19 protein-coding genes, 1 other RNA gene and 3 pseudogenes are annotated in these 21,513 nt (G+C 61.7%); 17 read left to right on the top strand and 6 right to left on the bottom strand.

The window, feature by feature from the left end:
• From RIFP1SYM_RS17930 to RIFP1SYM_RS17925, 4 genes are all read left to right on the top strand, one after another.
• A partial coding sequence (locus RIFP1SYM_RS17930; protein WP_240992036.1) for a hypothetical protein occupies positions 1–281 on the top strand: 281 nt, incomplete at its 5' end.
• Between the two features lie 5 nt (positions 282–286).
• Positions 287–772: a hypothetical protein gene (locus tag RIFP1SYM_RS16375; protein WP_240992035.1), complete on the top strand. Its 486-nt coding sequence runs from the start codon at positions 287–289 to the stop codon at positions 770–772.
• Positions 773–777: 5 nt separating this feature from the next.
• The gene (locus RIFP1SYM_RS17390; RefSeq protein ID WP_240992034.1) at positions 778–984 is read left to right on the top strand and encodes an OmpA family protein; all 207 of its coding nucleotides are present in this window, start codon (positions 778–780) and stop codon (positions 982–984) included.
• A 135-nt stretch (positions 985–1,119) separates the two neighbouring features.
• On the top strand, positions 1,120–1,290 hold the full coding sequence (locus RIFP1SYM_RS17925; protein ID WP_005960893.1) for a hypothetical protein: 171 nt from the start codon (positions 1,120–1,122) through the stop codon (positions 1,288–1,290).
• A gap of 51 nt (positions 1,291–1,341) precedes the next feature.
• Here the strand turns inward: RIFP1SYM_RS17925 and RIFP1SYM_RS06230 are convergent, their stop codons facing one another.
• Both RIFP1SYM_RS06230 and RIFP1SYM_RS06225 read right to left on the bottom strand, forming a co-directional pair.
• On the bottom strand, positions 1,342–2,988 hold the full coding sequence (locus RIFP1SYM_RS06230) for a carbohydrate binding domain-containing protein (protein ID WP_006473801.1): 1,647 nt from the start codon (positions 2,986–2,988) through the stop codon (positions 1,342–1,344).
• Positions 2,989–3,122: 134 nt separating this feature from the next.
• Positions 3,123–3,923 (bottom strand): hypothetical protein, encoded by an 801-nt coding sequence (locus RIFP1SYM_RS06225; protein WP_005960891.1) that lies wholly within the window; start codon positions 3,921–3,923, stop codon positions 3,123–3,125.
• 264 nt (positions 3,924–4,187) lie between these two features.
• On the opposite strand from RIFP1SYM_RS06225, the gene RIFP1SYM_RS06220 reads away from it, so the two are divergent.
• Together RIFP1SYM_RS06220 and RIFP1SYM_RS06215 are read left to right on the top strand one after the other, a co-directional pair.
• Positions 4,188–4,907, top strand: a complete 720-nt coding sequence (locus tag RIFP1SYM_RS06220) for a type 1 glutamine amidotransferase (protein WP_005960890.1) — start codon at positions 4,188–4,190, stop codon at positions 4,905–4,907.
• Positions 4,904–5,653: a L,D-transpeptidase family protein gene (locus tag RIFP1SYM_RS06215; RefSeq protein WP_005960889.1), complete on the top strand. Its 750-nt coding sequence runs from the start codon at positions 4,904–4,906 to the stop codon at positions 5,651–5,653. The genes RIFP1SYM_RS06220 and RIFP1SYM_RS06215 overlap by 4 nt, the downstream gene beginning before the upstream one ends.
• Here RIFP1SYM_RS06215 and RIFP1SYM_RS06210 read toward each other — a convergent pair.
• From RIFP1SYM_RS06210 to glyA, 4 genes are all read right to left on the bottom strand, one after another.
• Positions 5,627–6,286, bottom strand: a complete 660-nt coding sequence (locus RIFP1SYM_RS06210; RefSeq protein ID WP_005960888.1) for a riboflavin synthase — start codon at positions 6,284–6,286, stop codon at positions 5,627–5,629. The two genes, RIFP1SYM_RS06215 and RIFP1SYM_RS06210, sit on opposite strands and share 27 nt — an antisense overlap.
• A gap of 10 nt (positions 6,287–6,296) precedes the next feature.
• Positions 6,297–7,418: a bifunctional diaminohydroxyphosphoribosylaminopyrimidine deaminase/5-amino-6-(5-phosphoribosylamino)uracil reductase RibD gene (ribD, locus tag RIFP1SYM_RS06205; protein ID WP_005960887.1), complete on the bottom strand. Its 1,122-nt coding sequence runs from the start codon at positions 7,416–7,418 to the stop codon at positions 6,297–6,299.
• The gene (gene nrdR, locus RIFP1SYM_RS06200; RefSeq protein WP_005960886.1) at positions 7,415–7,927 is read right to left on the bottom strand and encodes a transcriptional regulator NrdR; all 513 of its coding nucleotides are present in this window, start codon (positions 7,925–7,927) and stop codon (positions 7,415–7,417) included. The genes ribD and nrdR overlap by 4 nt, the downstream gene beginning before the upstream one ends.
• A gap of 112 nt (positions 7,928–8,039) precedes the next feature.
• Positions 8,040–9,296: a serine hydroxymethyltransferase gene (gene glyA, locus RIFP1SYM_RS06195; RefSeq protein WP_005960885.1), complete on the bottom strand. Its 1,257-nt coding sequence runs from the start codon at positions 9,294–9,296 to the stop codon at positions 8,040–8,042.
• Between the two features lie 226 nt (positions 9,297–9,522).
• Here glyA and RIFP1SYM_RS06190 point away from each other — a divergent pair, with 226 nt between their 5' ends.
• The 11 genes and pseudogenes from RIFP1SYM_RS06190 to RIFP1SYM_RS06145 all read left to right on the top strand — a co-directional run bounded on the left by RIFP1SYM_RS06190 (position 9,523) and on the right by RIFP1SYM_RS06145 (position 21,507).
• Positions 9,523–10,302, top strand: coding sequence for a type IV pili methyl-accepting chemotaxis transducer N-terminal domain-containing protein (locus tag RIFP1SYM_RS06190; RefSeq protein ID WP_005960884.1), 780 nt, complete (start codon positions 9,523–9,525; stop codon positions 10,300–10,302).
• A gap of 208 nt (positions 10,303–10,510) precedes the next feature.
• An RNA gene (gene ffs, locus RIFP1SYM_RS16915) (signal recognition particle sRNA small type) lies at positions 10,511–10,607 on the top strand.
• A gap of 106 nt (positions 10,608–10,713) precedes the next feature.
• Positions 10,714–12,337 (top strand): annotated as a pseudogene (gene dnaX / locus RIFP1SYM_RS06185) (DNA polymerase III subunit gamma/tau).
• Between the two features lie 142 nt (positions 12,338–12,479).
• Complete coding sequence (locus RIFP1SYM_RS06180; protein WP_005960882.1) at positions 12,480–12,803, top strand: YbaB/EbfC family nucleoid-associated protein; 324 nt, start codon at positions 12,480–12,482, stop codon at positions 12,801–12,803.
• A 4-nt stretch (positions 12,804–12,807) separates the two neighbouring features.
• Positions 12,808–13,402, top strand: a pseudogene (gene recR, locus RIFP1SYM_RS06175) (recombination mediator RecR).
• Between the two features lie 124 nt (positions 13,403–13,526).
• Positions 13,527–13,872 (top strand): annotated as a pseudogene (locus RIFP1SYM_RS06170) (histidine triad nucleotide-binding protein).
• 8 nt (positions 13,873–13,880) lie between these two features.
• Complete coding sequence (locus tag RIFP1SYM_RS06165; protein ID WP_005960878.1) at positions 13,881–14,189, top strand: heavy-metal-associated domain-containing protein; 309 nt, start codon at positions 13,881–13,883, stop codon at positions 14,187–14,189.
• A gap of 14 nt (positions 14,190–14,203) precedes the next feature.
• Entirely contained in the window at positions 14,204–16,804 is a 2,601-nt protein-coding gene (locus RIFP1SYM_RS06160) for a heavy metal translocating P-type ATPase (protein WP_005960877.1), read from the top strand.
• Between the two features lie 144 nt (positions 16,805–16,948).
• Positions 16,949–17,257 (top strand): endoglucanase, encoded by a 309-nt coding sequence (locus tag RIFP1SYM_RS06155; protein ID WP_138921715.1) that lies wholly within the window; start codon positions 16,949–16,951, stop codon positions 17,255–17,257.
• 171 nt (positions 17,258–17,428) lie between these two features.
• Positions 17,429–20,140: a DUF2339 domain-containing protein gene (locus RIFP1SYM_RS06150; RefSeq protein ID WP_039959855.1), complete on the top strand. Its 2,712-nt coding sequence runs from the start codon at positions 17,429–17,431 to the stop codon at positions 20,138–20,140.
• Positions 20,137–21,507 carry a DUF3999 domain-containing protein gene (locus RIFP1SYM_RS06145; protein ID WP_005960874.1) on the top strand — a complete coding sequence of 457 codons (1,371 nt, stop codon included), beginning with the start codon at positions 20,137–20,139 and terminating at the stop codon, positions 21,505–21,507. The genes RIFP1SYM_RS06150 and RIFP1SYM_RS06145 overlap by 4 nt, the downstream gene beginning before the upstream one ends.
• Positions 21,508–21,513: the final 6 nt, after the last annotated feature.

Raw genomic sequence — 21,513 nt, 5'->3', positions numbered from 1 at the left:
GCCTTGAATCTGAGAATTCTGAATCACACTCGATTTCGTCCAGACTTAATCAGAGGCTCTCTAATGTAACCGGCTTTGCCGTGGTGGTAAAAAGCTGCAGTGGTTGCCTGCACCATTGCCACCGTGTTGCCACTTTTTGTCTTCCCTTTGCCCCGATTGGGCAAGCTCCTGCCACCACCGTGCTTTGTAATCTCCTCCACAAGTTAGTTTTTACCGGCGCAGACCAAGGAGAGTCGCCCTTGTCAGGGATGGCGCGCTGGGCCAACCGAGGAGATGAATGATGAAGATGAAACTGATCGCAGCAACCGTTTTGGCACTTTCGACGAGCCTCTCCGCTCAGGCACAGGAGGGCTCTCTGGATCTGCGCGATGATGGGATTGAAACCTTGAAACAGCCGGCCATTGGCATGCTACTGGGTGGGATTCTGGCCGGCCCGCCAGGGATCGTTGTCGGGGCGGTCGGTGGGGCGCTGGTCGCTGATATCGGACGCAGAGATGCGGAGTTGCAGGCCTCCCGCGAGGCGTTGGGTGAGGCGCAGCGGCAGCTGCAGCAGGTTTCTGGGGCAAGGAGCCGGGATCTGGCTGCGCTGGAGCGCATCCGCGGGGAGCAGCACCAGCGCCTGCAGGCGGTGGCGGATGGCTTCTCCTTCTGCCTGCGTTTTCGTACCGACAGCAGTGAACTGGAGCCGCGCCTGCAGCCCCAGCTGGATACCCTGGCAGGCCTTGTTGAAGGCGTTTCCTCAGCTCGATATCGAGGTGCGCGCCTCCAGTGATAGGCGTGGCAGCCCCAGCTACAATCCAGCAGCTGGCGCAGCTACGAGCGGAATCGGTGGTGCAGCGGCTACTGGCAGCAGGTGTCGATGCAGAGCGGATCCGGCAGCAGCCACAGGGTGAGACGCTGGCCGCCTATGCGGAGAACGACCTGGATGGCATGGCGTTCGATCGCTTTGTGCTGCTCTCGTTTGTTGACCGGGCGGCACAGTGAAGGGCTATCCGCAGCCGCTGTGCGAGGAGTTTATCTACGGCTCGCCTGAGCGGATCAACCCGGCCTCATTTCGTTTGGTGATGCCGATTGCGAGGCTACGCAATGACGGGACTCAGCGATTAAGGGAGAGGGCCTATGCTCACAAAAAGGGGCGATGAGAGGGAATGGGTGGGGTTGGCAGGCGCGATGAGGTCGCGTTCGTTGTTGACTGATCTGCTGCTGACCCTGCTCTCGGCTCTGGCCGCTGGAGTGTTCGGGTCGGTGGCGCTGATGCTACTGCTGCTGTTTGTCGGCGGCGGGATGTAATGGCGGCGGGAGAGGGCGCACCCCAAGTGGGGTGCGCCACAGAGGAGACGACTATTCGACTACCTGGACGACCACATCGTCCATCTGTGAGTCGACGCCGCTATTGCCGACCATGAATACCACCTGGGCGGACTGGATATCGCCGCTGACGTTGATGGTCTTCTCGCCGCTCAGCTCGCTCCAGTTGGTACCGACATCCTGGCGCTTGACGAAGTACCAGCGATAACGGTTGTTGGCGCGAATCAGCAGATAGATGCGACCACGCTGGTTATCCTCAGCTGTCTTGACCTTGGCGGAGATGCTGTAGGTCTTGCCGTTCTCCAGGCTTCCGGTCAGGTCGTAGCTGGCACCACTGTACCAGCGTCGGCGGTTGGTCATGGAAAGGGACTTCATGCTGTCGCCGTAGCCATCCGCCACGGTTGCCAGCTGTGCGCCGTACTTGCCGTTCCAGCCGTCGGCATTGCTCTCGAAGTCGGCATTGGCGACCAGGTTGGTGGGGGTGGTGGGAGTACTGGCAGCGCTGCTGAAGGAGACCTCATCCACCAGGAAGTCGTTGCGGCGGCTGGGGCCCCAGATTAGCAGTTTGGCGCTGCTGAGCGCGATATCGCCGGCAGTGAAGCTGCCCTGCAGTTTGGTCCATTCGTTCTGGACGATGGAGGTCCTGGCCAGACGGTGCCAGCGGCCGCGGTTGTTTGCATCCTTGGTGTAGAGGTAGGCGTAAGCCCGCTGGCGCGAGTAGGTGCCTTCACCCAGCTTAGCCCAGGCGGTGAAGTTGTAGGTGGTGCCGGCCTCGATGTTAGCTACATCTAAGGTCTGGAATGGACCAGCGACGCTGGAGCGGCGACCGCTGACCGCGGCTGCGGCCACGCTGTCAACCAGATCCTCAGTCTGGCTCAGGGTTCCCCAACTGTCGCTGGGGAAGACGCTCCAGCCATCCAGGCTGTCGAAGTTGCCGTTAGTGGCCAATTCGGTTGCGGTGCCGGGTTTGCTACCGCCGCCATCAACGACGGTGGGACGCCAGGTAGCCGCCTGGGGGGCGGCGGCTCTGAGTGAGAAGGATGCGTCTGATGAGCCTGCTTGGTCGTGGGGTACGCCGCAGGGCAGATCCACACAGGTCGAGAGGGCCGGATTGGAGTGCAGCTGTTGCTCGTTGTAGGTGCTGAAGGCCGATTCGTAGGCCATCAGGGTGACAAAGGTATTGTCGACGCCGTAGCCCACACCATGCTCGTAGAGGTTGCCGGTGCTGCCCTGTTTGCGGGAGTGACCAAGGCTCAGGTTGTGGCCCAGTTCGTGGGCGAAGCTGCTGACGCAAGTGTAGCCAGTCACACTGTAGGCGTAGTTCTTGGCGTAGGAGCGGAAGGTGCCGTTGCTATCACCCTGGCCAACCCAGGCGATACCGCAGTAGGGACCGGTGTTGGTGATCATGCTCACCATATCCGCGCCATACTGGTCCCGCAGTGCCGCTACGGCACTATCATTGGTGACGGCGTCCAGCGCATCCCCATCGGTATTGCCATCGTTGACGAGATCGACCTGTTGGGTGTGGACCAACCGGTAGCGCATATCGACCTGGCTGTTCTCCAGTGCTTGATTGGCAAATTCGACCATCGCGGCAAGCCGGGTGGGGCCATCCTTGCCGGCATCGGTGAGGTCTTTGGTGTAGAGACCGAGCACATCGACGGTGATGATCTCTGCCATGGCAGGCATCGATAGACCGAGGCGAGGGCCGCGGCTGTTAGCTTCAGAGCGGTTGGCTTCATGGTTTTCCCCTAACTTTCCTGGTTGTGTTTATTGGTTCCACTGTAATTTGAGAGCGTGTTTTTCTTGATGGATCAGGCATCCGGCTCGCCTCCTGGGATAGGCGTGGTGGGCTCGGTGGGCTTTACGCTATCGCCAGGGATTTTGAATACCGAGAGTGTCCGGTTGTCGATGACCGCGCCACGGCCGGTGCGGTTGTTGATCTCAATCTGGTAGATGCGGCTGCCAGTGGCGACCATCACTACGGTGCTTTGCTGCCCCTGGGTGAGGGTGAAGTTGCTGAAGTTGCCGCCATTCTCTAACCCGCCAGACCAGACCTGCACCTGGCCATCCAGCTGATTGTGGGTCTCTTCAATGGTTCCGTAGTAGGATTTGGCCTCCTGCGGGATCGGCAACTCCAGTGGCTGCCCCACCTGGAGATTATTGAGCACATCCCGGTTGACCCTAATCGTTTCGTACTCGACCTCGGCAGGGATCGGCAGGCCGGCGGCGGCCCCATTTTTATCGTCCTGCCAGAGCGCGACAGGCTCATCTGGAAGCGCTGGCTCTGCTTCCAGCTCCATTTGTGCAAGCTGTTCCATCATTACCCGCAGGATCTCCTCATCAGTGGCATCTTCTGCGAACTGGTGAGTGTGTGCCGGCAGTGGTTCGTCTGCAGCGAGAGCTTTTGTTGTTTCGGATGAAGGTGCAGGTTCGGCCGGTGTGGGTGGGAAGCTGGCGACGTCGGAGGATTTTTCTGCCAGCGGGGTGGGTGAGGCGGCGGCTAGGTCCTGATCAGTAGATGTAGACTCGCCGCCATATTTGCTGAGGGCGGCGAGCAGCAGGATTGCCGCTGCGGTTCCGGATAGTGCAACTGCCACTGTGGATGGTTTCACTTCTGCGTCCCTTTAGAATCCGAATCTCGTTCCAGTTATGGTAGGAAAAAGGATAGTGTGATGTCTATTGCACTTCTTGTTCGGTTAGATTCAAGGCTGTGATTGGTATCGCAGTTTTTTCGGATTGGTGGCTTGTGAATGTGTTTTCGGTCACGCTGAAGGTGTGAATTATGAGCGTAACTGCATCGCTGACCAGAGAGTTTTCCTGTCGCTCGGGTCGAAGCTAGAATGGTTGCTCTGTTGGAGCGATCCTGGTGATCTATCTTGAAGCCTGTACGTATATTCCGTCATATCGCCTGTGAGGGCCCTGGCTATCTCGGGGAGTTCCTCGATCAGCGTCGGGTTCCCTGGGAACTGGTTTGCATCGATGTGGATCACCCGATACCACCGCAGGTGGAGGATGTGTCGGGGCTGGTGTTTCTCGGTGCAGCAGTGAGTGTGAATGACGACCTGCCCTGGCTGCAGGGTGAGCTGGAGCTGATCCGCACGGCGTTTGCAGCGGGGCTGCCGATGATGGGAGTCTGTTTCGGTGGCCAGCTGATCAGCAAGGCGCTCGGCGGCGAAGTCAGCCGCGGTGAGGGGATGGAGATCGGCTGGTTCCCCTTGCAGCGAGCCAATGGCGCGGATGACCTGAGTTGGCTGGATGGGCTGCCGCAGAGTTTTGATACCTTCCACTGGCACGCCGACACCTTCTCTATGCCGCCGGGCTGCCAGCCCCTGTTGCAGAGTCGCTGCTTCAGGAATCAGGCCTACAGCATCAACGACCATATCGGCATGCAGTTCCATCTCGAAATGACCGCCGAGATGGTGGAGGCCTGGATCGACAAATATGGCAGTGACCTGGAACTCAGCTCGGCCTGCAGCCAGCGTTCCGAAGAGATCACCGTCGGGCTGGATGAGAAGATCACACGTCTGCACCGGATCTCGGATGTGATCTACGGCAACTGGCTGGCGCGGGTCAGGGCGAACGGGAAGGGTGGATGAGGTTCGCTGTCATTCTGCTCTGCTTCACCCTTATCGCAGGCACTCTCCCTGTGGCGGCGAATGAGCCGCTATCGCCCGAGGTGGTGCAGGTGCTGGAGCGGCTGGTGCCACGCCTCGAACCGCAATTGCGACGCCGCTTTGAACAGGCCGGGGTGGAGTATCCGCCAGCGCGACTGCAGCTGATCAGTCTGAAACAGGAGCAGCAGATCGAGGTCTGGGCGGCAGATGCTGGGCCCTGGCGGCATATCCACGACTATCAGGTGCTGGCCGCCAGTGGCGTGGCCGGTCCCAAGCTGCGGGAGGGGGACCGGCAGGTGCCCGAGGGCTTCTACCAGATTGAGGCGCTCAACCCCCACAGCCGCTTTCACCTCTCGATCAAGCTCAACTTTCCCAACAGTTTCGACTGGCTCAACGCCCATGCCGAGGGACGCCGGCAGCCCGGTTCCAATATCTTCATCCACGGCAGCGCTTGGTCGGTGGGCTGTCTGGCGATTGGCGACCAGGCGGTGGAGGAGCTGTTTCTGCTGGTAGCAAGAAGCTGGCAGGAGCCGGCCTCAGTGATGATTCTGCCTTATGACTTCCGGCGCCAAGCCCCGCAACTTCCAGCGGCGGCTCGCCCTTGGGTGGCGGAGCTCTACAGCTACCTGCAGCAAGGGGTGGCGCGATTTCCCCTGGCCGCGAAAGCGGCTCGGTGTGAGTCGGGATGTGGCGCACTGGCCTCAGCCGGCGAAGCCGTGCTCCCGTAGAAACGCCTGGGTGATGCCCGAACCGCTGCGTTCGGCGGCCCGCTCCCCCAGCATCAGCCGCTCCAGGTAACGCGCCAGCAGATCGACCTCCAGATTGACCTGGCTGCCGGTGGCATAGCCGGCCATGATTGTCTCCTGCAGGGTGTGCGGCACGATGTTCAGATCAAAACGGTTGCCGTCCACCGCGTTTACCGTGAGGCTGGCGCCATCCACGCAGATCGAACCCTTGTGGGCGATATACTTCGCTAATTCCGCCGGCGCTTCCAGCGTGAAGCGGATCGAGCGGGCATCCGCGGCGCGATCGATGATGTTGCCGATGCCATCTACATGGCCGCTGACCAGATGACCGCCGAGACGGGTGTTGAGGGTCAGCGCCTTCTCCAGGTTGACCGGNCTGCCGACGCCGAGTTGCGTCAGGGTGGTGTGGGCGAGGGTCTCGCGGGAGACGTCCGCGGTGAAGCCGTCGCCGCTCAGTTCCACCACGGTTAGGCAGACACCGTTGGTAGCGATGCTGTCGCCGAGCGCCACATCGCTTAGGTCGAGCCTGCCGGTGCGCAATTGCAGGCGCAGGTCGCCGCCACGGTTCTGTTTGCCGGCGATAGTGCCGATAGCCTGGATGATTCCGGTGAACATCGAGTCTCTCTCAGGAATAGACCGGGTGGGCGGTGATGCGTAGATCCGGGCCGACCTTGCGCAGATCGCTGATCTGCAGCCCGATGCGCTGTGACATCTGCTTCAGCAGCGGTAGGTGGAACAGGCCGCGGGCGCTGTCACCCATGATGTGGGGCGCCATGTAGATCACCAGTTCGTCGATCAGCTGTTTCTCCAACAGCGCGCCGGCGAGGGTGGCGCCTGACTCCAGTAGCACCTCGTTGAGCTCTTGTTCGGCGAGGACGGTGAGCACCTCGTCGAGGTTGAGGTTGCAGCCGTTGGCTGCCAGCGAGATCACTTGGGCGCCAGCTGCATCCAGGGCGGCCGCGTGCAGCGGTTCATCGTCGCTGCTCAGCAGTAGCGTGGGGCCGGGTAGCTTGAGCATCTTCGCTGTCGGTGGGGTCTTCAGAGCCGGATCGAGCACCACCCGCACCGGCGTTGGCGGCTGTAGATCTGCCTCCAGCCCCAGCTCTTCAGCGGAAAGGCGTACATTCATCGAGGGGTCGTCCGCCAGCAGGGTGCCAATGCCGGTGAGGATCGCGGAGCTGCGTGCGCGCAGCCGCTGTACATCAAGCCGCGCCGCCTCGGAGGTGATCCACTGGCTCTCGCCGCTGGCCATCGCGGTGCGGCCGTCCAGGCTCATCGCCAGCTTGCAGCGGATGTAGGGACGGCCCTCGGCCATGCGTTTGGTGAACCCTGGATTGAGCGCCTCCGCTTGGGCTTGCATCAGGCCATATTCGGTGGCGATGCCAGCGGCCTCCAGCTGTGCCAGCCCCTTGCCGGCAACCAGCGGGTTGGGGTCGCGCATCGCCGCCACTACGCGGCTGACACCGGCCTCGATCAGGGCGTCGCTGCAGGGTGGGGTGCGGCCCTGATGGCAGCAGGGCTCCAGGGTGATATAGGCGGTGGCGCCACGAGCGCGCTCGCCAGCCTGGGCCAGCGCGTTGCGCTCTGCGTGGGGTTCGCCGGCGCGACGATGCCAACCCTCGCCGACTACCTGGTCATCCTTGACCAGCACACAGCCGACCCGGGGATTCGGATGGGTGGTGTAGAGCCCCTTCTCCGCCAGCTGCAGCGCGCGGGCCATCTGGTGGTGATCGGTGTCGCTGCTCATTTTTTCTCCTTGTCGCTGATCGGCAGCTTGAGTTGCTGACGGCGCTGTTCCGGCGTCGGCTGGCGCTCGAGTCGTTCGATCTCCTCACGAAACGCGTTGACGTCCTCGAACTTGCGGTAGACCGAGGCGAAGCGTACGTAGGCGACTTGGTCGAGGCGCTTTAGCTCATCCATCACCAGATCGCCGATCTGCAGTGAGGGGATCTCGCGTTCGCCCTTGGTGGTCAGCTTGCGCGTGATGTGGCTGATTGCCGCATCAACTCGCTCAGCGCTTACTGGACGTTTCTCCAGGGCCCGCTCCATGCCGGCGCGCAACTTATCTTCATCGAAGGGTACGCGGCTGCCATCCTGCTTGACCACCTGTGGCATGTTGAGTTCGGCCGTCTCATAGGTGGTGAAGCGCTCCTTGCAGGTGCTGCACTGGCGGCGGCGACGTATCTGGTCTCCGTCACCGCTGAGGCGGGAGTCGACCACCTTGGTCTCCTGGGCTCCGCAGAAGGGACAACGCATGTTTAAAGGAAACTATGGATTTTGAATTGTAAATTATGAATCGGGTTGGTGTGGGCTACGCTCACAATATTTTCTTTAAAAGCGTGAGCGTAGCGAACACCAAAATTCATAATTATCGCGCGTAGACTGGGTGCTTGGCGCAGATCGCCAGCACCTTGCCCTTGATCTCATCGATCTTGGCCTGCTCGCCACGATTGTCGATGATGTCGCACATCCAGCCGGCCAGTTCGCTGGCCTCGGCCTCGCTGAAGCCACGGGTGGTGATCGCCGGGGTGCCGACGCGGATGCCAGAGGTGACGAAGGGGGATTGCGGGTCGTTCGGCACTGCGTTCATGTTGACGGTGATGTAGGCGGCGCCGAGCCAGGCGTCTACTTCCTTGCCGGTGAGGCCTGCCTCGATGAAGCTGACCAGGAACAGATGGTCGTCGGTGCCTTTGGAGACTACGTCGTAACCGCGATCCATGAAGACCTTAGCCATCGCCTGGGCGTTGGTGATTACCTGCGCCTGATACTCTTTGAACTCGGGCTCCATCGCCTCTTTGAAGGCGACCGCCTTGGCGGCGATGACGTGCATCAGCGGGCCGCCCTGGGTGCCGGGGAAGACCAGTGAGTTGAGCTTCTTCTCGATCTCCGGGTTGGCTTTGGCCAGGATCAGACCACCACGCGGGCCGCGCAGGGTCTTGTGCGTAGTGGTGGTGGTGACGTCGGCGATGGCAACCGGGCTGGGGTAGTGCCCGGCAGCGATCAGGCCGGCGACGTGGGCCATGTCGACAAACAGGTAGGCACCCACCTCGTCGGCGATGTCGCGGAAGCGCTGCCAGTCGACCACCCGGGAGTAGGCGGAGAAGCCGGCGACGATCATCTTTGGCTTGTGTTCCCGGGCTAGACGCTCTACCTCGTCATAGTCGATCTCGCCGGTCGCGGGGTTGAGGCCATACTGTACGGCGTTGTAGATTTTGCCCGAGAAGTTGGGCTTGGCACCGTGGGTGAGGTGGCCACCGTGGGCCAGGCTCATGCCGAGTATGGTATCGCCGGGCTGGCAGAGCGCCATGTAGACGGCGGCGTTGGCCTGGGAGCCGGAGTGGGGCTGCACGTTGGCGTAGTCGGCGTCGAACAGTGCCTTGGCGCGGTCGATGGCGAGTTGCTCTGCCACATCGACATTCTCGCATCCGCCGTAGTATCTTTTGTGCGGGTAGCCTTCGGCATATTTGTTGGTGAGTACGCTGCCCTGAGCCTGCATTACCCGGGGACTGGTATAGTTTTCAGAAGCGATCAGCTCGATGTGCTCCTCCTGGCGGCGTTCTTCTGCCTGGATGGAGGCCCAGAGCTCATCGTCATACCCTTGAATTTGCATACTCTTGTCAAACATGGTGCGCTATCTCTGCCCGATTAAAAACAAGTAAATATACCAAATTCGTTGGGTATAGTCTCGTTTTGCAATGTCGCCATTAGACTGTTTTGAGGGCTGGGTTCAGGCTCGCGCCAGTGGCGCTTTTATGGGTGGTGGTTTTGCTTTACCAAAGGTTAAAAAGACGTTAGGTTCCGCGGTTTTACAGATCTAATTTCATGCCCTGAATCGGGCAACAGGGGGAGGAATGCTTGGAGTAGCGAGAATCTTTTGGCTGGTGTGGCTGGCGGCCTCTCTGCTGCCGCTGTCAACCAGTGCCGCTGAGCTGACGATGGGTGAGGCGATCGATAAAGCGGGGCGGCAGCGCATGTTGACCCAGCGGATCGTCAAGGCCTATGCCATGATGGGCCAGGATATCAGCTATCGGAAGGCGAAGAAGCAGCTGCGCAGTGGAGAGAAGCTGTTTACGAAACAGCTTGCCGAGCTTCAGGCCTTCGAGGTCAATTCGGCAGTCTCGCAGGAGTTGGAGCGTGTAGCTGCGCTCTGGAAGAGTTTCAGGGCGCTGGCAACAAAACGTCCGGAGCGGAAATCGGCTGAGAGGCTGCGTGCCCAGGCCGAGCAGTTGCTGCAGGCCGCACATCAGGTAGTGCTGCATTTGGAAGCAGCCTCGGGAGCCAAGGCAGGGCGGCTGGTCAATCTGTCCGGTCGCCAGCGGATGCTCTCGCAGCGTATGGGCAGTATCTATCTGCTACGCAGTTGGGGCTTCGAGAATCCGATCTATGAGGAGGATTATAAGAAGGCCGTGCGTGAGTTTTCCGAGGCGTTGCAGGTGTTGCTCACCGCACCTGAGAATACGCCGGAAATCGACAAGATGCTGCGTGATGTCGAGGGTAGATGGAAACTGTTCCAGCTAAGCAACAAGATGGATAGCGGCCAGTTTGTGCCGACTTTGGTAACCCGGGCGCTGGATCAGATTCTGGTGAAAATGAACACAGTTACCGGAATGTATGCCGCGTTATTGAAATAGAACCCGTCTGATTCCGCGTTGGCCTGTGTGTTGTCAGGCCAACGCCCCCTCGAATTACTTGCTACCCGCTGAGTGGCTAGCCCGTAGGATGCGCTGAGGCACGAGCCGTATCAACCAGGGCTTTCCCTGAGCTGTTTTCGGGTTATAATCACGCCCCTTTGTGGAGGCTCTGGATGCCAGAGCCCGATTGACAGTTTATGGTGGCTGGCATCGGTCCCCTCGCAACGAGAAGCTGTGAACCCCGTCAGGCCCGGAAGGGAGCAGCGGCAGCAGTGGCATCGTGTGCCGGGGTGTGGCTGGTGTCCGCCGCCACCCAATTTCTCCCATACTCTCCGGGCGCTGCCGGAATTGTGATTCCGCAGCGCCGATGGGGTACACTTCGGCCCTAGTTTCCCCGGCACTATTCGATTCATGTCCTACCAGGTACTTGCCCGAAAATGGCGCCCGCGCCTGTTCAATCAGCTCGTTGGCCAGGAGCATGTGGTCAAGGCGTTGAGCAACGCGTTGGACAACGATCGCCTACACCACGCCTATCTCTTTACCGGCACCCGCGGCGTCGGCAAGACCACCCTGGCACGTATTCTGGCCAAGTCGCTCAACTGTGAGCACGGCGTCAGCTCCACCCCCTGTGGCGTCTGCAATAGCTGTCGGGAGGTGGACGAGGGCCGATTTGTCGATCTGCTGGAGGTGGACGCGGCCTCCCGTACCAAGGTCGATCAGACCCGCGAACTGCTGGAGAATGTCCCCTTCGCGCCGGTCAGGGGCCGTTACAAGGTCTATCTGATCGATGAAGTCCATATGTTTTCCGCAAGTAGTTTCAATGCCTTATTGAAGACACTTGAGGAACCACCTCCGCATGTGAAGTTTGTGCTGGCGACCACCGATCCGCAGAAGGTGCCGGTTACTGTGCTCTCCCGCTGCCTGCAGTTCAACCTCAAGCGACTCACCAATGAACAGATCAGTGGACAGCTGCAGAAGATCCTCGAACAGGAGCAGATCGCCCACGATGCCGAGGCCCTGACCCTGCTGGCGCGGGGCGCCGACGGCAGTATGCGTGATGGCCTCAGTCTGCTCGATCAGGCGATCGCCTTCGGTGGTGGAGAGGTCAAAGGGGCCGAGGTACGCGAGATGCTCGGCACCATCGGTGGCGAGTGGAGCTATGCGCTACTGGATGCGCTGGCCGCCAGTGAAGCGGCGCAATTGCTGCAGGCGGTGGCCTCGATGGCCGAGCTGGCCCCCGACTACGCCACGGCCCTGCAGGATCTGCTGCAACTGTTGCATCAGGTGGCGCTCTGTCAGCTGGTCCCAGGCGTGGCGCCAGCTGAATTGTTTGATGCCGCCAGGGTGAGCGGATTTGCAGAACAGATCCCCCAGGAGGATCTGCAGCTGTTCTATCAGATTGGCCTGAAGGGGCAGGAGGAGCTGCCCTTGGCGCCGACTCCACGTAGCGGGTTCGAGATGGTATTGCTGCGCATGCTCGCCTTTCGGCCGGTGTCGGGGTGCAGGGACAAGGTCGGTGTCAGTGCAAAACCACAGGGAAAAACGGCCGCTGCAGNGCCACGCCCCAAAGTGGTTCAGGCGCAGCCCAAGGCAGCGCGCCCTCAGGCCTCAACTGCGGCGCCAGCTGCCGCTGCGGGTGAGTGTCGTGATCCAAGTCGCTGGGGCGAGTTTGTCGCCACCATGCGGCTCGGTGGTATCGCCAGCCAACTGGCTGGCAACTGCACCTTCGGCTCCTGGGATGGCACGCAACTGACCCTCAAGCTCGATCCGGTCGGTCAACAGCTGCGCGTTGGGCAGTCTGAAAAACGCCTGCAGGAGGGAGTGAAACGCTTGCTTGGTGAGCAGGCTAGACTGGTGATCGTTGTCGAAGCGTCGGAGCAGGAGACCCCCGCCAAAGCCTCGGTTCCGGCAGCAGAATGAGCGCCAACAGGATGCCCGAACAGCGATGCAAAACGATCCGTTTGTACGCGAGATGGAGGAGCATTTCGATGCCCAGCTGGTGAACGGGTCAATCCGGCCGGTCGATCCGAAGTGATGCAACAGCGCAGTTCGGGCTAGAATTCCAAGATTACAACCCCTCGAAAATACCATGGGCTATCCGGGTTGGTGGAGGGGTTAAAGTTAGAGTCACCGTTGCAGGCGACGCTGTGAATATGAATCCAAGAGGTTAGAAGATCATGAAGGGTGCGATTGGCAATCTGATGAAGCAGGCGCAGAAAATGCAGGCCGAGATGCAGCAGGCCCAAGAGCGGCTCGCCCAGGAGGAGGTAGCCGGTGAATCGGGTGGCGGCCTGGTCAAGGTGATCATCAACGGCAAGCACGAGGTGCGCCGTGTCACCATCGATGAGAGCCTGTTGAGCGACGATAAGGAGATGCTCGAGGATCTGGTCGCCGCGGCATTCAACGATGCCAGCCAGCGGGTCAGCCAGAAGATGCAGGAGAGCATGGCCGACCTCACCTCCGGCATGGGCCTGCCACCGGGCATGAAACTGCCGTTCTGAGCCGATGGCCGCCTCTCTGCTTGATCAGCTGATGAGTTCGTTGCGCTGCCTGCCTGGTGTCGGCGCCAAGTCGGCACAGCGTATGGCCTACCATCTGCTGGAGCGTGACCGAGAGGGCGGTCGTCGACTCGCCGCGGTGATGGCCAAGGCGATGCAACAGATCGGCCATTGCCAGCGCTGCCGTACCCTGAGCGAGCAGGAGCTTTGCCAGATCTGCAGTAGCAAGAAGCGGGATTCGCACCTGATCTGTGTGGTCGAGACCCCCTCGGAACTGGCGGTGATCGAAAACTCTATCGACTACCGTGGCCACTACTTCGTGTTGGGCGGGCGGCTCTCGCCCATCGATGGCATCGGCCCGCGTGAGTTGGGGCTCGACCTGCTGGCGGTGCGCCTCGAGGAAGGCGAGATCGAAGAGGTGATCCTGGCCACTAACGCTACTGTGGAGGGGGAGGTGACCGCCCGCTACATCCACGACATGGCCGATGCCCGTGGTATCAAGAACCACGCGCATCGCCCAGGGTGTGCCGATGGGCGGCGAACTGGAATATATCGACGGCGCAACCTTGGCTCACGCCTTTGCCGGTCGTTCCAATTTCTGAACCCCTCACCAAAAACTCATCTAACACGGTAGGTAGTGCCAATATGTTTTTGTTTAAGAAGGATATTTGGCTTTAAGTTTCCATTTGATTGATCCCGCCCGCGGCGTGGAAATAAGGAGTGACAATGGACAGCTGTCTTTTCTGCAAAATGGTGAAGGGTGAGATCAAGCCCGATACGGTCTACGAAGACGATGAGATACTGGCGTTTCGTGACATCAATCCCCAGGCGCCGCTACACATTCTGGTGATCCCCAAGCGCCACATCGCCACGCTCAATGATCTGACTCCGGCAGATGCCAGAGCTGGTGGGCAAGCTGGTGCTGACTGCACAGCAGATTGCGAAGCAAGAGGGTTTTTCAGAGCAGGGCTATCGAACCCTATTTAACTGCAATGCCGATGGTGGACAGGAGGTCTTCCATATCCACCTGCACCTGCTGGGCGGACGTCGGATGAGCTGGCCGCCGGGCTGATTTTCCATATGAGTGAGTCACAGCGAGCGGAATACCGCTCCCAATCCAGCAAGCCGGCCAGTCCGGCCGATACCGGTTCGCGCCCCTATACCCTGAAGATCGAGGAGATGAGCTGCGCCGCCTGCGTGAGTCGGGTGGAGCAGGCGATTCGTTCGGTAGATGGGGTGCAGGATGTGGCGGTGAACCTGCTTGAGGGGCTGGCCCAAGTGGTGGGTGGCGATCCGATTCAGGTGGCCGAGCATGTCAGCGCTCAAGGTTACCCGGCGCAGCCGGATCAAGCGGCAGCACCGTTGGCGGATGTGGCGAAGAGTACCTGATCGAGATCGAGGATATGAGCTGCTCCGCCTGTGTGGCGGCAGTGGAGCGGGCGGTTGGCGCGGTGAGCGGCGTCGATTCCGTGCAGGTCAATCTGCTGGAGCGCCAGGCGCGGGTCAGTGGTGGCGATCCTGTCGCGGCCGTGCAGGCGGTGATCGAACAGGGTTATCAGGCCAGCCTACAACAGCCGGGGCGTCCGGTTGATCGTTTTCAGTTCCGGTTTGCTGCGCCCTTGAGTGAAGCGCAACAGCAGCAGTTGCAACCACTTCTGCTCGGACTCGATCCGCAATTGACGATGCAAACTCTGCCTCAGGGGATAGCGTTGCAGAGCCGTGCTCATCCGGCGGATCTGCTGCTGGCGGTGCAAAAGATCTGTCCTGACGCTGAACTGGAGGAGCAGTTCGACGACCCGCAGGTGGAACAGGAGCGACGGGCGCGCCGGGAACTGCGGCGTTCGATCTGGCGGGCAGCTCTGGCGGGGAGCGCAGGTATCGGTCTGATGGTCGCCAGTCACGCCGGCTGGCTGCCGCCCCTGGAGGGCAATCGCGGGCTGTGGTTGGGGATTGCGCTGCTGTTTCTCGGCGTGATCGGCTTTAGCGGTGGTCACTACTACCGTGGTGCCTGGAAGCAGGCTCGCCACGCCTCTGCCAATATGGATACCTTGGTGGCGTTGGGGACCGGCGCGGCCTGGATCGCTTCATTGTTGGCGATCGTTGCGCCTGAATGGGTCGTTACCGATGCGCTCTACCTGGATGCCTCGGTGATAATCCTTGCCTTTCTGCAGTTTGGTCATTTGTTGGAGGTGCGGGCCAAACGTACCACTAGCCAGGCGATCGGCAGCTTGCTGGAGTCGGTGCCTAAGCGGGCATCGCTGCTCAGAGGCAGCGAGGAGGTGGTGATCCCGGCCTCGCTGGTACAGATCGGGGATCGCGTGCGGGTGCGCCCGGGGGAGAAGATCCCGGTGGATGGGCAGGTGCTGCAGGGGCATTCCTCGGTGGATGAGTCGATGATCAGTGGCGAGTCGCTGCCCCAGGAGCGGGGGAGTGGTGATAGGGTGATCGGCGGTACGGTCAACGGCAGTGGTGCACTGCTGCTGGAGGTCAGCCGGATCGCCGACCAGACCACCCTGGCCCAGATCATCCGCATGGTGAAACAGGCGCAGATGAGCAAGCCGCCGATCGCCCGGTTGGTTGACCGGGTGGCGGCGGTGTTCGTGCCGGTGGTGGTGACAATTAGTCTGCTGTCCTTCATTTCCTGGATGGTGCTGGCGCCAACTCCGGCGTTGCCGCTGGCCCTGACCGCTGCCATTGCGGTGTTGGTGATCGCCTGCCCCTGCGCATTGGGGCTGGCCACCCCGATCGCGATCATGGTGGGCACCGCACGGGCGGCCCAGTTCAACATCCTGATCCGTAACAGCGAGGCGCTGGACGGGGCGAGCCGCCTGAGCCACCTGGTGGTGGACAAGACCGGCACCCTGACCCAGGGTCGGCCGCTGCTGCACAAGATCTACCCCCAGGATACGGCGACCGAGGATCTCTGCCTGCAACTGGCTGCGGCGCTGGAGCAGGAGTCGGAACACCCGCTGGCTCATGCGATCACCTCGGCAGCGCGGGAGCGTGGCCTGACGATCCCGCCTGCCAGCAAGTTTCAGGCCCTGCCGGGGCAGGGTGGAGAGGCCGAGGTCGCCGGTCAGCCGGTGTTGATCGGCAACCGGCGGCTGATGGCCCAGCGGGGGGTGACGATCCCAACAGCGCTGCTGAAGCAGGCGGAGCAGGAGGCATCGGCGGGGGGCAGCCTGGTCTGGCTGGCCCTCAGCGGGCGGCTGCTGGGGCTGCTGGTGGTGAAGGATCCGATCCGCGCCGATACTCCGGCGGCGGTGCGGCTGCTGCAGCGTCAGGGGATCCAGCTGGTGCTCTGCAGCGGAGACAGCCGTCATACCGCCGAAGCGGTGGCCGCCCAGCTCGGTATCGACGAGGTGCATGCCGAGATGTTACCGGAGGGCAAGCTCAAGGTAGTGCAGATGCTGCAGGCCCAGGGGCATCGGGTCGGCATGGTCGGGGATGGGGTGAACGATGCGCCGGCCCTGGCCCAGGCCGATACCGGCTTTGCCATCGGCAGCGGCACCGATGTGGCGATCGACAACGCCGACGTCACCCTGGCGGGAGACTCCCTGGCCAGTGTCAGCACCGCCATCGCCATCTCCCGCGCCACCCTGCGCAATATCCGCCAGAATCTGTTCGGCGCCTTTATCTACAATCTGATCGGCATCCCGCTGGCGGCCGGTCTGTTCTATCCCGTAACCGGCTGGCTGCTGCCGCCGATGTTCGCTAGCCTGGCGATGGCGCTCTCCTCGGTGACCGTGGTGAGCAACGCCAACCGGTTGCGATTTTTCAAACCCGACCTGGAGGAGGTAACGATGTCTGTGGAACTGAAAGTGACCGGGATGACCTGTCAGCACTGTGTGGCCCATGTGAAGAAGGGGCTGGAGGCGGTGGCCGAGGTGGAGGCCGTGGAGGTCGACCTGGAGTCGGGCACGGCCCGTGTCGAGGGCAGCGCCGATACCGCTGAGCTGCTGGGCGCGGTCAAGCAGGCGGGCTACTCCGCGGAGCTTGTCTAGAGTTGGTGATCGGGGATTTGCCTCTGTGTGGCAGGAAAAGGTCTAAAATGTAGACAATGTCGCACTTCGAGGGATTATTGATCCTGTCATCTGGATTACAATTCCCGGCCAGATAAGCATCGAATTCGATTGAAGGGAGCGGAGTTGGAAATACGGGGTTCAATCATCGCCCTGCCGACACGGCCCGTGCACGAGCGCGAGGTCGATCCCTCCCATATTGCCCCCCGTCCAGAAACCACTGATCCGACCCTGGTGGAGCGGTCGACGCCCCGTCCTGTGGCGACGCCAGAGCGGGCAGAGGCGCTCTTTGCCAGGCGCCATCGCCAGCAGAATCTGGCACAGGACGAGATCGACCAACGTGCCCGCCAGGCCCTGAATGCCTACCAATCTCTCGATCAGATCAATGAGCGGGATTACGTCAGCGCCGTGTTGGGCATCGACGAATACGCCTGATCGGCTGGTATCGCCAGATGATCCTCCAGGATGCAGCTGGCACGACTTCCTTCGCAATCCTTTAACTCCCCCCATGGATAGTCCATCTTGAAGACTCCAATCCGCTCAGGATAGCGCTCCTGCAGGAGCGCTATGGTTGAGTGGCAAGCAGGCGTTACAGGGGGGTTATGCATGGTCTATGCGCTGGTGATATTGGGGGGGCTGCTAGCGATGGCCCTGCTTGGAAGTGAGGGGGCTGTTTTTGGCGCAGTGATTGGCTGGCTTGTGGGCAAGTTGCTCAGGCTGGAGGGCCGACTCTCTCGGCTAGCACACGAGCTGGAACAGTTGCAGAGGGAGAGGTCGGTTGTGCAGCCCGCTGAGTCACTTGACGCGCAACGGGTCAAGCCGCCAGCTGCAGCGCCGGAAGCCTTAGAAGTGATGCCAAAATGGACTCATGAAGCCCCGTCTGAGGTGCTGCGGGCTCCTCCGGAAATCACTGCATCCATGTCCTTTGAGCCGCCTGACCCCTCCCTGAAGAGGCCTGCTCGCAGTGCCTGGTTGGGCAGCTTGATTGAATGGCTCAAAGGCTATCTGAGTGGTGGCAACCTGATCGTGCGTGTCGGCGTCATCGTGCTCTTTTTCGGTGTCGCCTTCCTATTGAAATATGCCGCCGAGCACAGCCAACTGCCGATGGAGTTGCGCCTGGTCGGCGTGGCACTGGGCGGTGTATTGATGCTGGGGTTCGGCTGGCGACTGCGCCACCAGCGAGAGAGCTACGCCCTGGCGCTGCAGGGTGGGGCGGTGGGGCTGCTCTATCTGACCGTGTTCGCCGCGCTGCGCCTCTACAATCTGATTCCCGCCAGCATGGCGTTTGCGCTGCTGTTGCTGTTTGTCGCCTGTTCGGCACTGTTGGCGCTACTGCAGAACTCCCGGGCATTGGCGGTGTTGGGCAGTGCCGGTGGTTTTCTGGCGCCGTTGCTGATCTCCACCGGGGAGGGGAGCCACGTCGCCCTGTTCGGCTACTATCTGCTGCTCAACACCGGCATCCTGGCGATCGCCTGGTTCCGTGCCTGGCGCATCCTCAATCTGCTCGGGTTTGGCTCCACCTTCGTCATTGGCAGCCTCTGGGGCTTTCAGTTCTATCGCTCCGAATTCTTCGCCACCACTGAGCCCTTCCTGATCGCATTCTTTTTGATGTATGTGGCGGTGGCGGTGCTGTTTGCGCTGCGTCAGCCACCCAATCTCAAAGGCTGGGTAGATGGTTCACTGGTGTTTGGCGTGCCGCTGGCGACGGCGGCGCTGCAGGCCGCGCTGGTAAAGGATTTTGAGTATGGGCTGGCGTTCAGTGCCCTGGCCTTGGGCGGTTTCTATATCAGCTTGGCGGCGCTGCTGTTCCGCCGCAGCGGAGAGAGTCTGCGCCTGCTCTGTGAGAGCTTCCTCGCCACCGGTGTGGTGTTCTCCACCTTGGCTATTCCGTTCGCCCTGGAGGGGCGTCTGAGTTCCGCCTTTTGGGCGCTGGAGGGGGGGGCGATGATCTGGATCGGCATCCGTCAGTCACACCTCCTGCCGCGGCTGTTCGGTCTGTTGCTGCAGCTGCTGGCCGGGCTGCTCTATCTCGAAGCGGGGTATCGCATCGATTGGGGGCTGCCGCTGCTCAACAGCCTCTATCTGGGGGCGGCGCTGATTGCCTTTGCCGGCATCTTCAGCGCCTTCTATCTCGATCGCCATTGGCAGCAGAGCCATCCTTTGGAGCGCCGTTTGACGCCGCTGTTTTTTGCCTGGGGGCTGCTCTGGTGGCTCGGCGGGAATTTTCAGGAGATCCTGCACTTTGCTCAGGGGGTCGATGAATCGAGTTGGCTGCTGCTCTTGCTGACGGCCACCGCAGTGGGGGCGGAGCTGCTGCGTCGGCGGCTCGACTGGCCGCGCCTGCGCCTGGTCTCTCTGGGATTGTTGCCGGCACTGTTGCTGATGCTGGTGGCGATGGGGCAGGTCCACGGCCATTACCTGATCGGCTGGGCGAGCTTGGGCTGGGTGCTGATGTTCGCCGCACTCTACTGGATCATACGAGAGCTGGAGTGGGATGAGATGCCGCCCCAACTGCAGCGCTACTGGCATGCCGGCAACTTCTGGGCGCTCTGCTGGCTGTTGAGTCTGGAGACGGCCTGGCGGATCGATTGGCTGATTGCTGGGGGCGCGAGCTGGGAGCTGAGTGGCTGGGGTTTTGTGCCGCTGCTGATGCTGCTGTTGCTGATGCATGGTGGACGCTGGCTGCGCTGGCCGTTGGCGCGTCTGACCGATCTCTACAGCACGATAATTGCCGCGCCGCTGGCCGCCTGGCTGCTGGGTTGGGGGCTGCTGGTCAACTTCACCAGTCCTGGTGATCCTAGCCCGCTGGCCTATCTGCCACTGTTCAACCCGCTCGATCTGACCATGCTGGCGCTGCTGTTGGCGTTGCTGCAGTGGTGGCGGCGGGCCGGTGGTTGGCTGCTGGCGCAGGGGCTGACGGCCCGCCACTGCTTCATGCTGCTGGGGGGGAGTGGATTTCTCTGGCTAAACGGGATGTTGGCGCGCACCGTGCATCACTGGGCAGGGGTGGCGTTCATGCCCGATGCCCTGTTTGGCTCGCAGATCCTGCAGGCGGGGCTGGCGATGCTATGGGCGCTACTCGGCCTGGTCGGAATGGTGGTGGGCCACCGCCGCCGCTATCGTCTGCTCTGGTTGGCTGGCGCCGGGTTGATGGGGCTGGTGGTGGTGAAGCTGTTCCTGATCGATCTCTCCAACACTGCCACCCTGGCGCGTATTGTCGCCTTTCTCGGAGTAGGGGCGCTGCTGTTGCTGGTGGGCTATCTTGCTCCGGTGCCACCCCGCCAGCCCCAGTTAGAGAGCGTGGAGGAGCAGCCATGAAGTCCACGATTCTGTTGTCTCTGCTGCTGCTCTCCACCTTGGCGGTGGCCGATCGAACTGCACTGGCGCCGGCCGATTTCGCCTGGGGGATAAGGCTGCATCCCAGCGGTGAGAGGCCACTCTATGAGTTGTCGGTGCCACTGGCGGTCTACCAGGGGGTTGTGCGCAGTGATCTGGGCGACCTGAGCCTGTTCAACGCCCAAGGGAGCCAAGTGCCCCATGCCCTGCAACGGCTGTCCAGTCAGCAGCCGGCTGAAAAACAGCTGCGGCAGGTCAAGCTTTTCCCGCTCTTCGGTCCCAGCGAGGCCACGCTTCAGCTGATCGCGATGCAGATGAGTCAGCCGGCTGGGGATGGTCAGCTGGCCCTCTACACCCGCGAAATAAAACAGTCTCAGGATGAGGTGCTGCATGGCTATCTGCTGCAACTGTGGGGGGACGATGAACCTCCCGCCGTTGAGGGGCTGATCCTGCAGTGGGCAGCCGGGGAGCGAGGCTTTGTGCAGCGTCTCAGGCTGGAGCAGAGCGACGACCTGAGCCACTGGTCGCTGCTCAGCGACAGTGCGGTGATCGCCGACCTCCAGCACAACGGCGAACGGTTGCAGCGGCAGAGGATCCCGCTCGGTGGGCAGCCGGCCCGCTATTTGCGTCTGACCCCGGCCGATCAGGGCCGACCGATCAGGCTCAGTGGCGTCCAGCTTGAACTTGGCGGGGCCCCGCCTGTGATCGAGCCCGAGTCGATGGTGATCGCCGATCTGCAACGGGTGGCGGCGGGGGAGTACCGCTTCCAGATCCCTGCCAGTCTGCCCCTGAGCGGAGTCGAGATCTTGCCCCAGGAGCCGAATAGCCTGGCGTGGGTCTGGCTCTCATCCCGGGCCGGGCCAAAGCAGGCGTGGCGGCGGCGGGCCGCCGGGCTGATCTACCGCCTGCGGAGTGAGGGCGAGCCGATTGTGCAGACCCGCTTGGCGGTGAAGTCGAACGGTGATCGTGATTGGCGGCTGCAGCTGGACCCGTCGGGCGGTGGCTTCGGCGCTACGCCGCCCCGTATCGTGTTGCGCTGGAATCCCCACCGGCTGCGCTTTGCCGCCCGGGGGGCGGGGCCGTTCCTGCTCGCCTACGGCAGTGTCCGGGTGCGGACCCAACAGAGCAGTGGATTGTGGCAGGAGTTGACCAGCGGGCAGCAGGAGCCGTTGATCGGCCGACAACTTCGGTTGGGCGTCCCCGAACCCCTGGCGGGGGAGGCGGTATTGGCCGCGCCATTGATGGGGGGGCGGAAACGCTGGTTGCTGTGGGGCGTGCTGATCGCCGCCAGCCTGCTGCTGGGGTGGATGGCCTGGTCGACAGCGCGGCAGCTATCTGGAAGGGGCTGACCCAGT

Origin of the sequence: endosymbiont of Riftia pachyptila (vent Ph05) (genome assembly GCF_000224455.1) — a bacterium.
Lineage (GTDB): Bacteria > Pseudomonadota > Gammaproteobacteria > Chromatiales > Chromatiaceae > Endoriftia > Endoriftia persephonae.
Note: the sequence above shows the minus strand (reverse complement) of the source record. Positions and strands in the feature narration are given on the sequence as shown.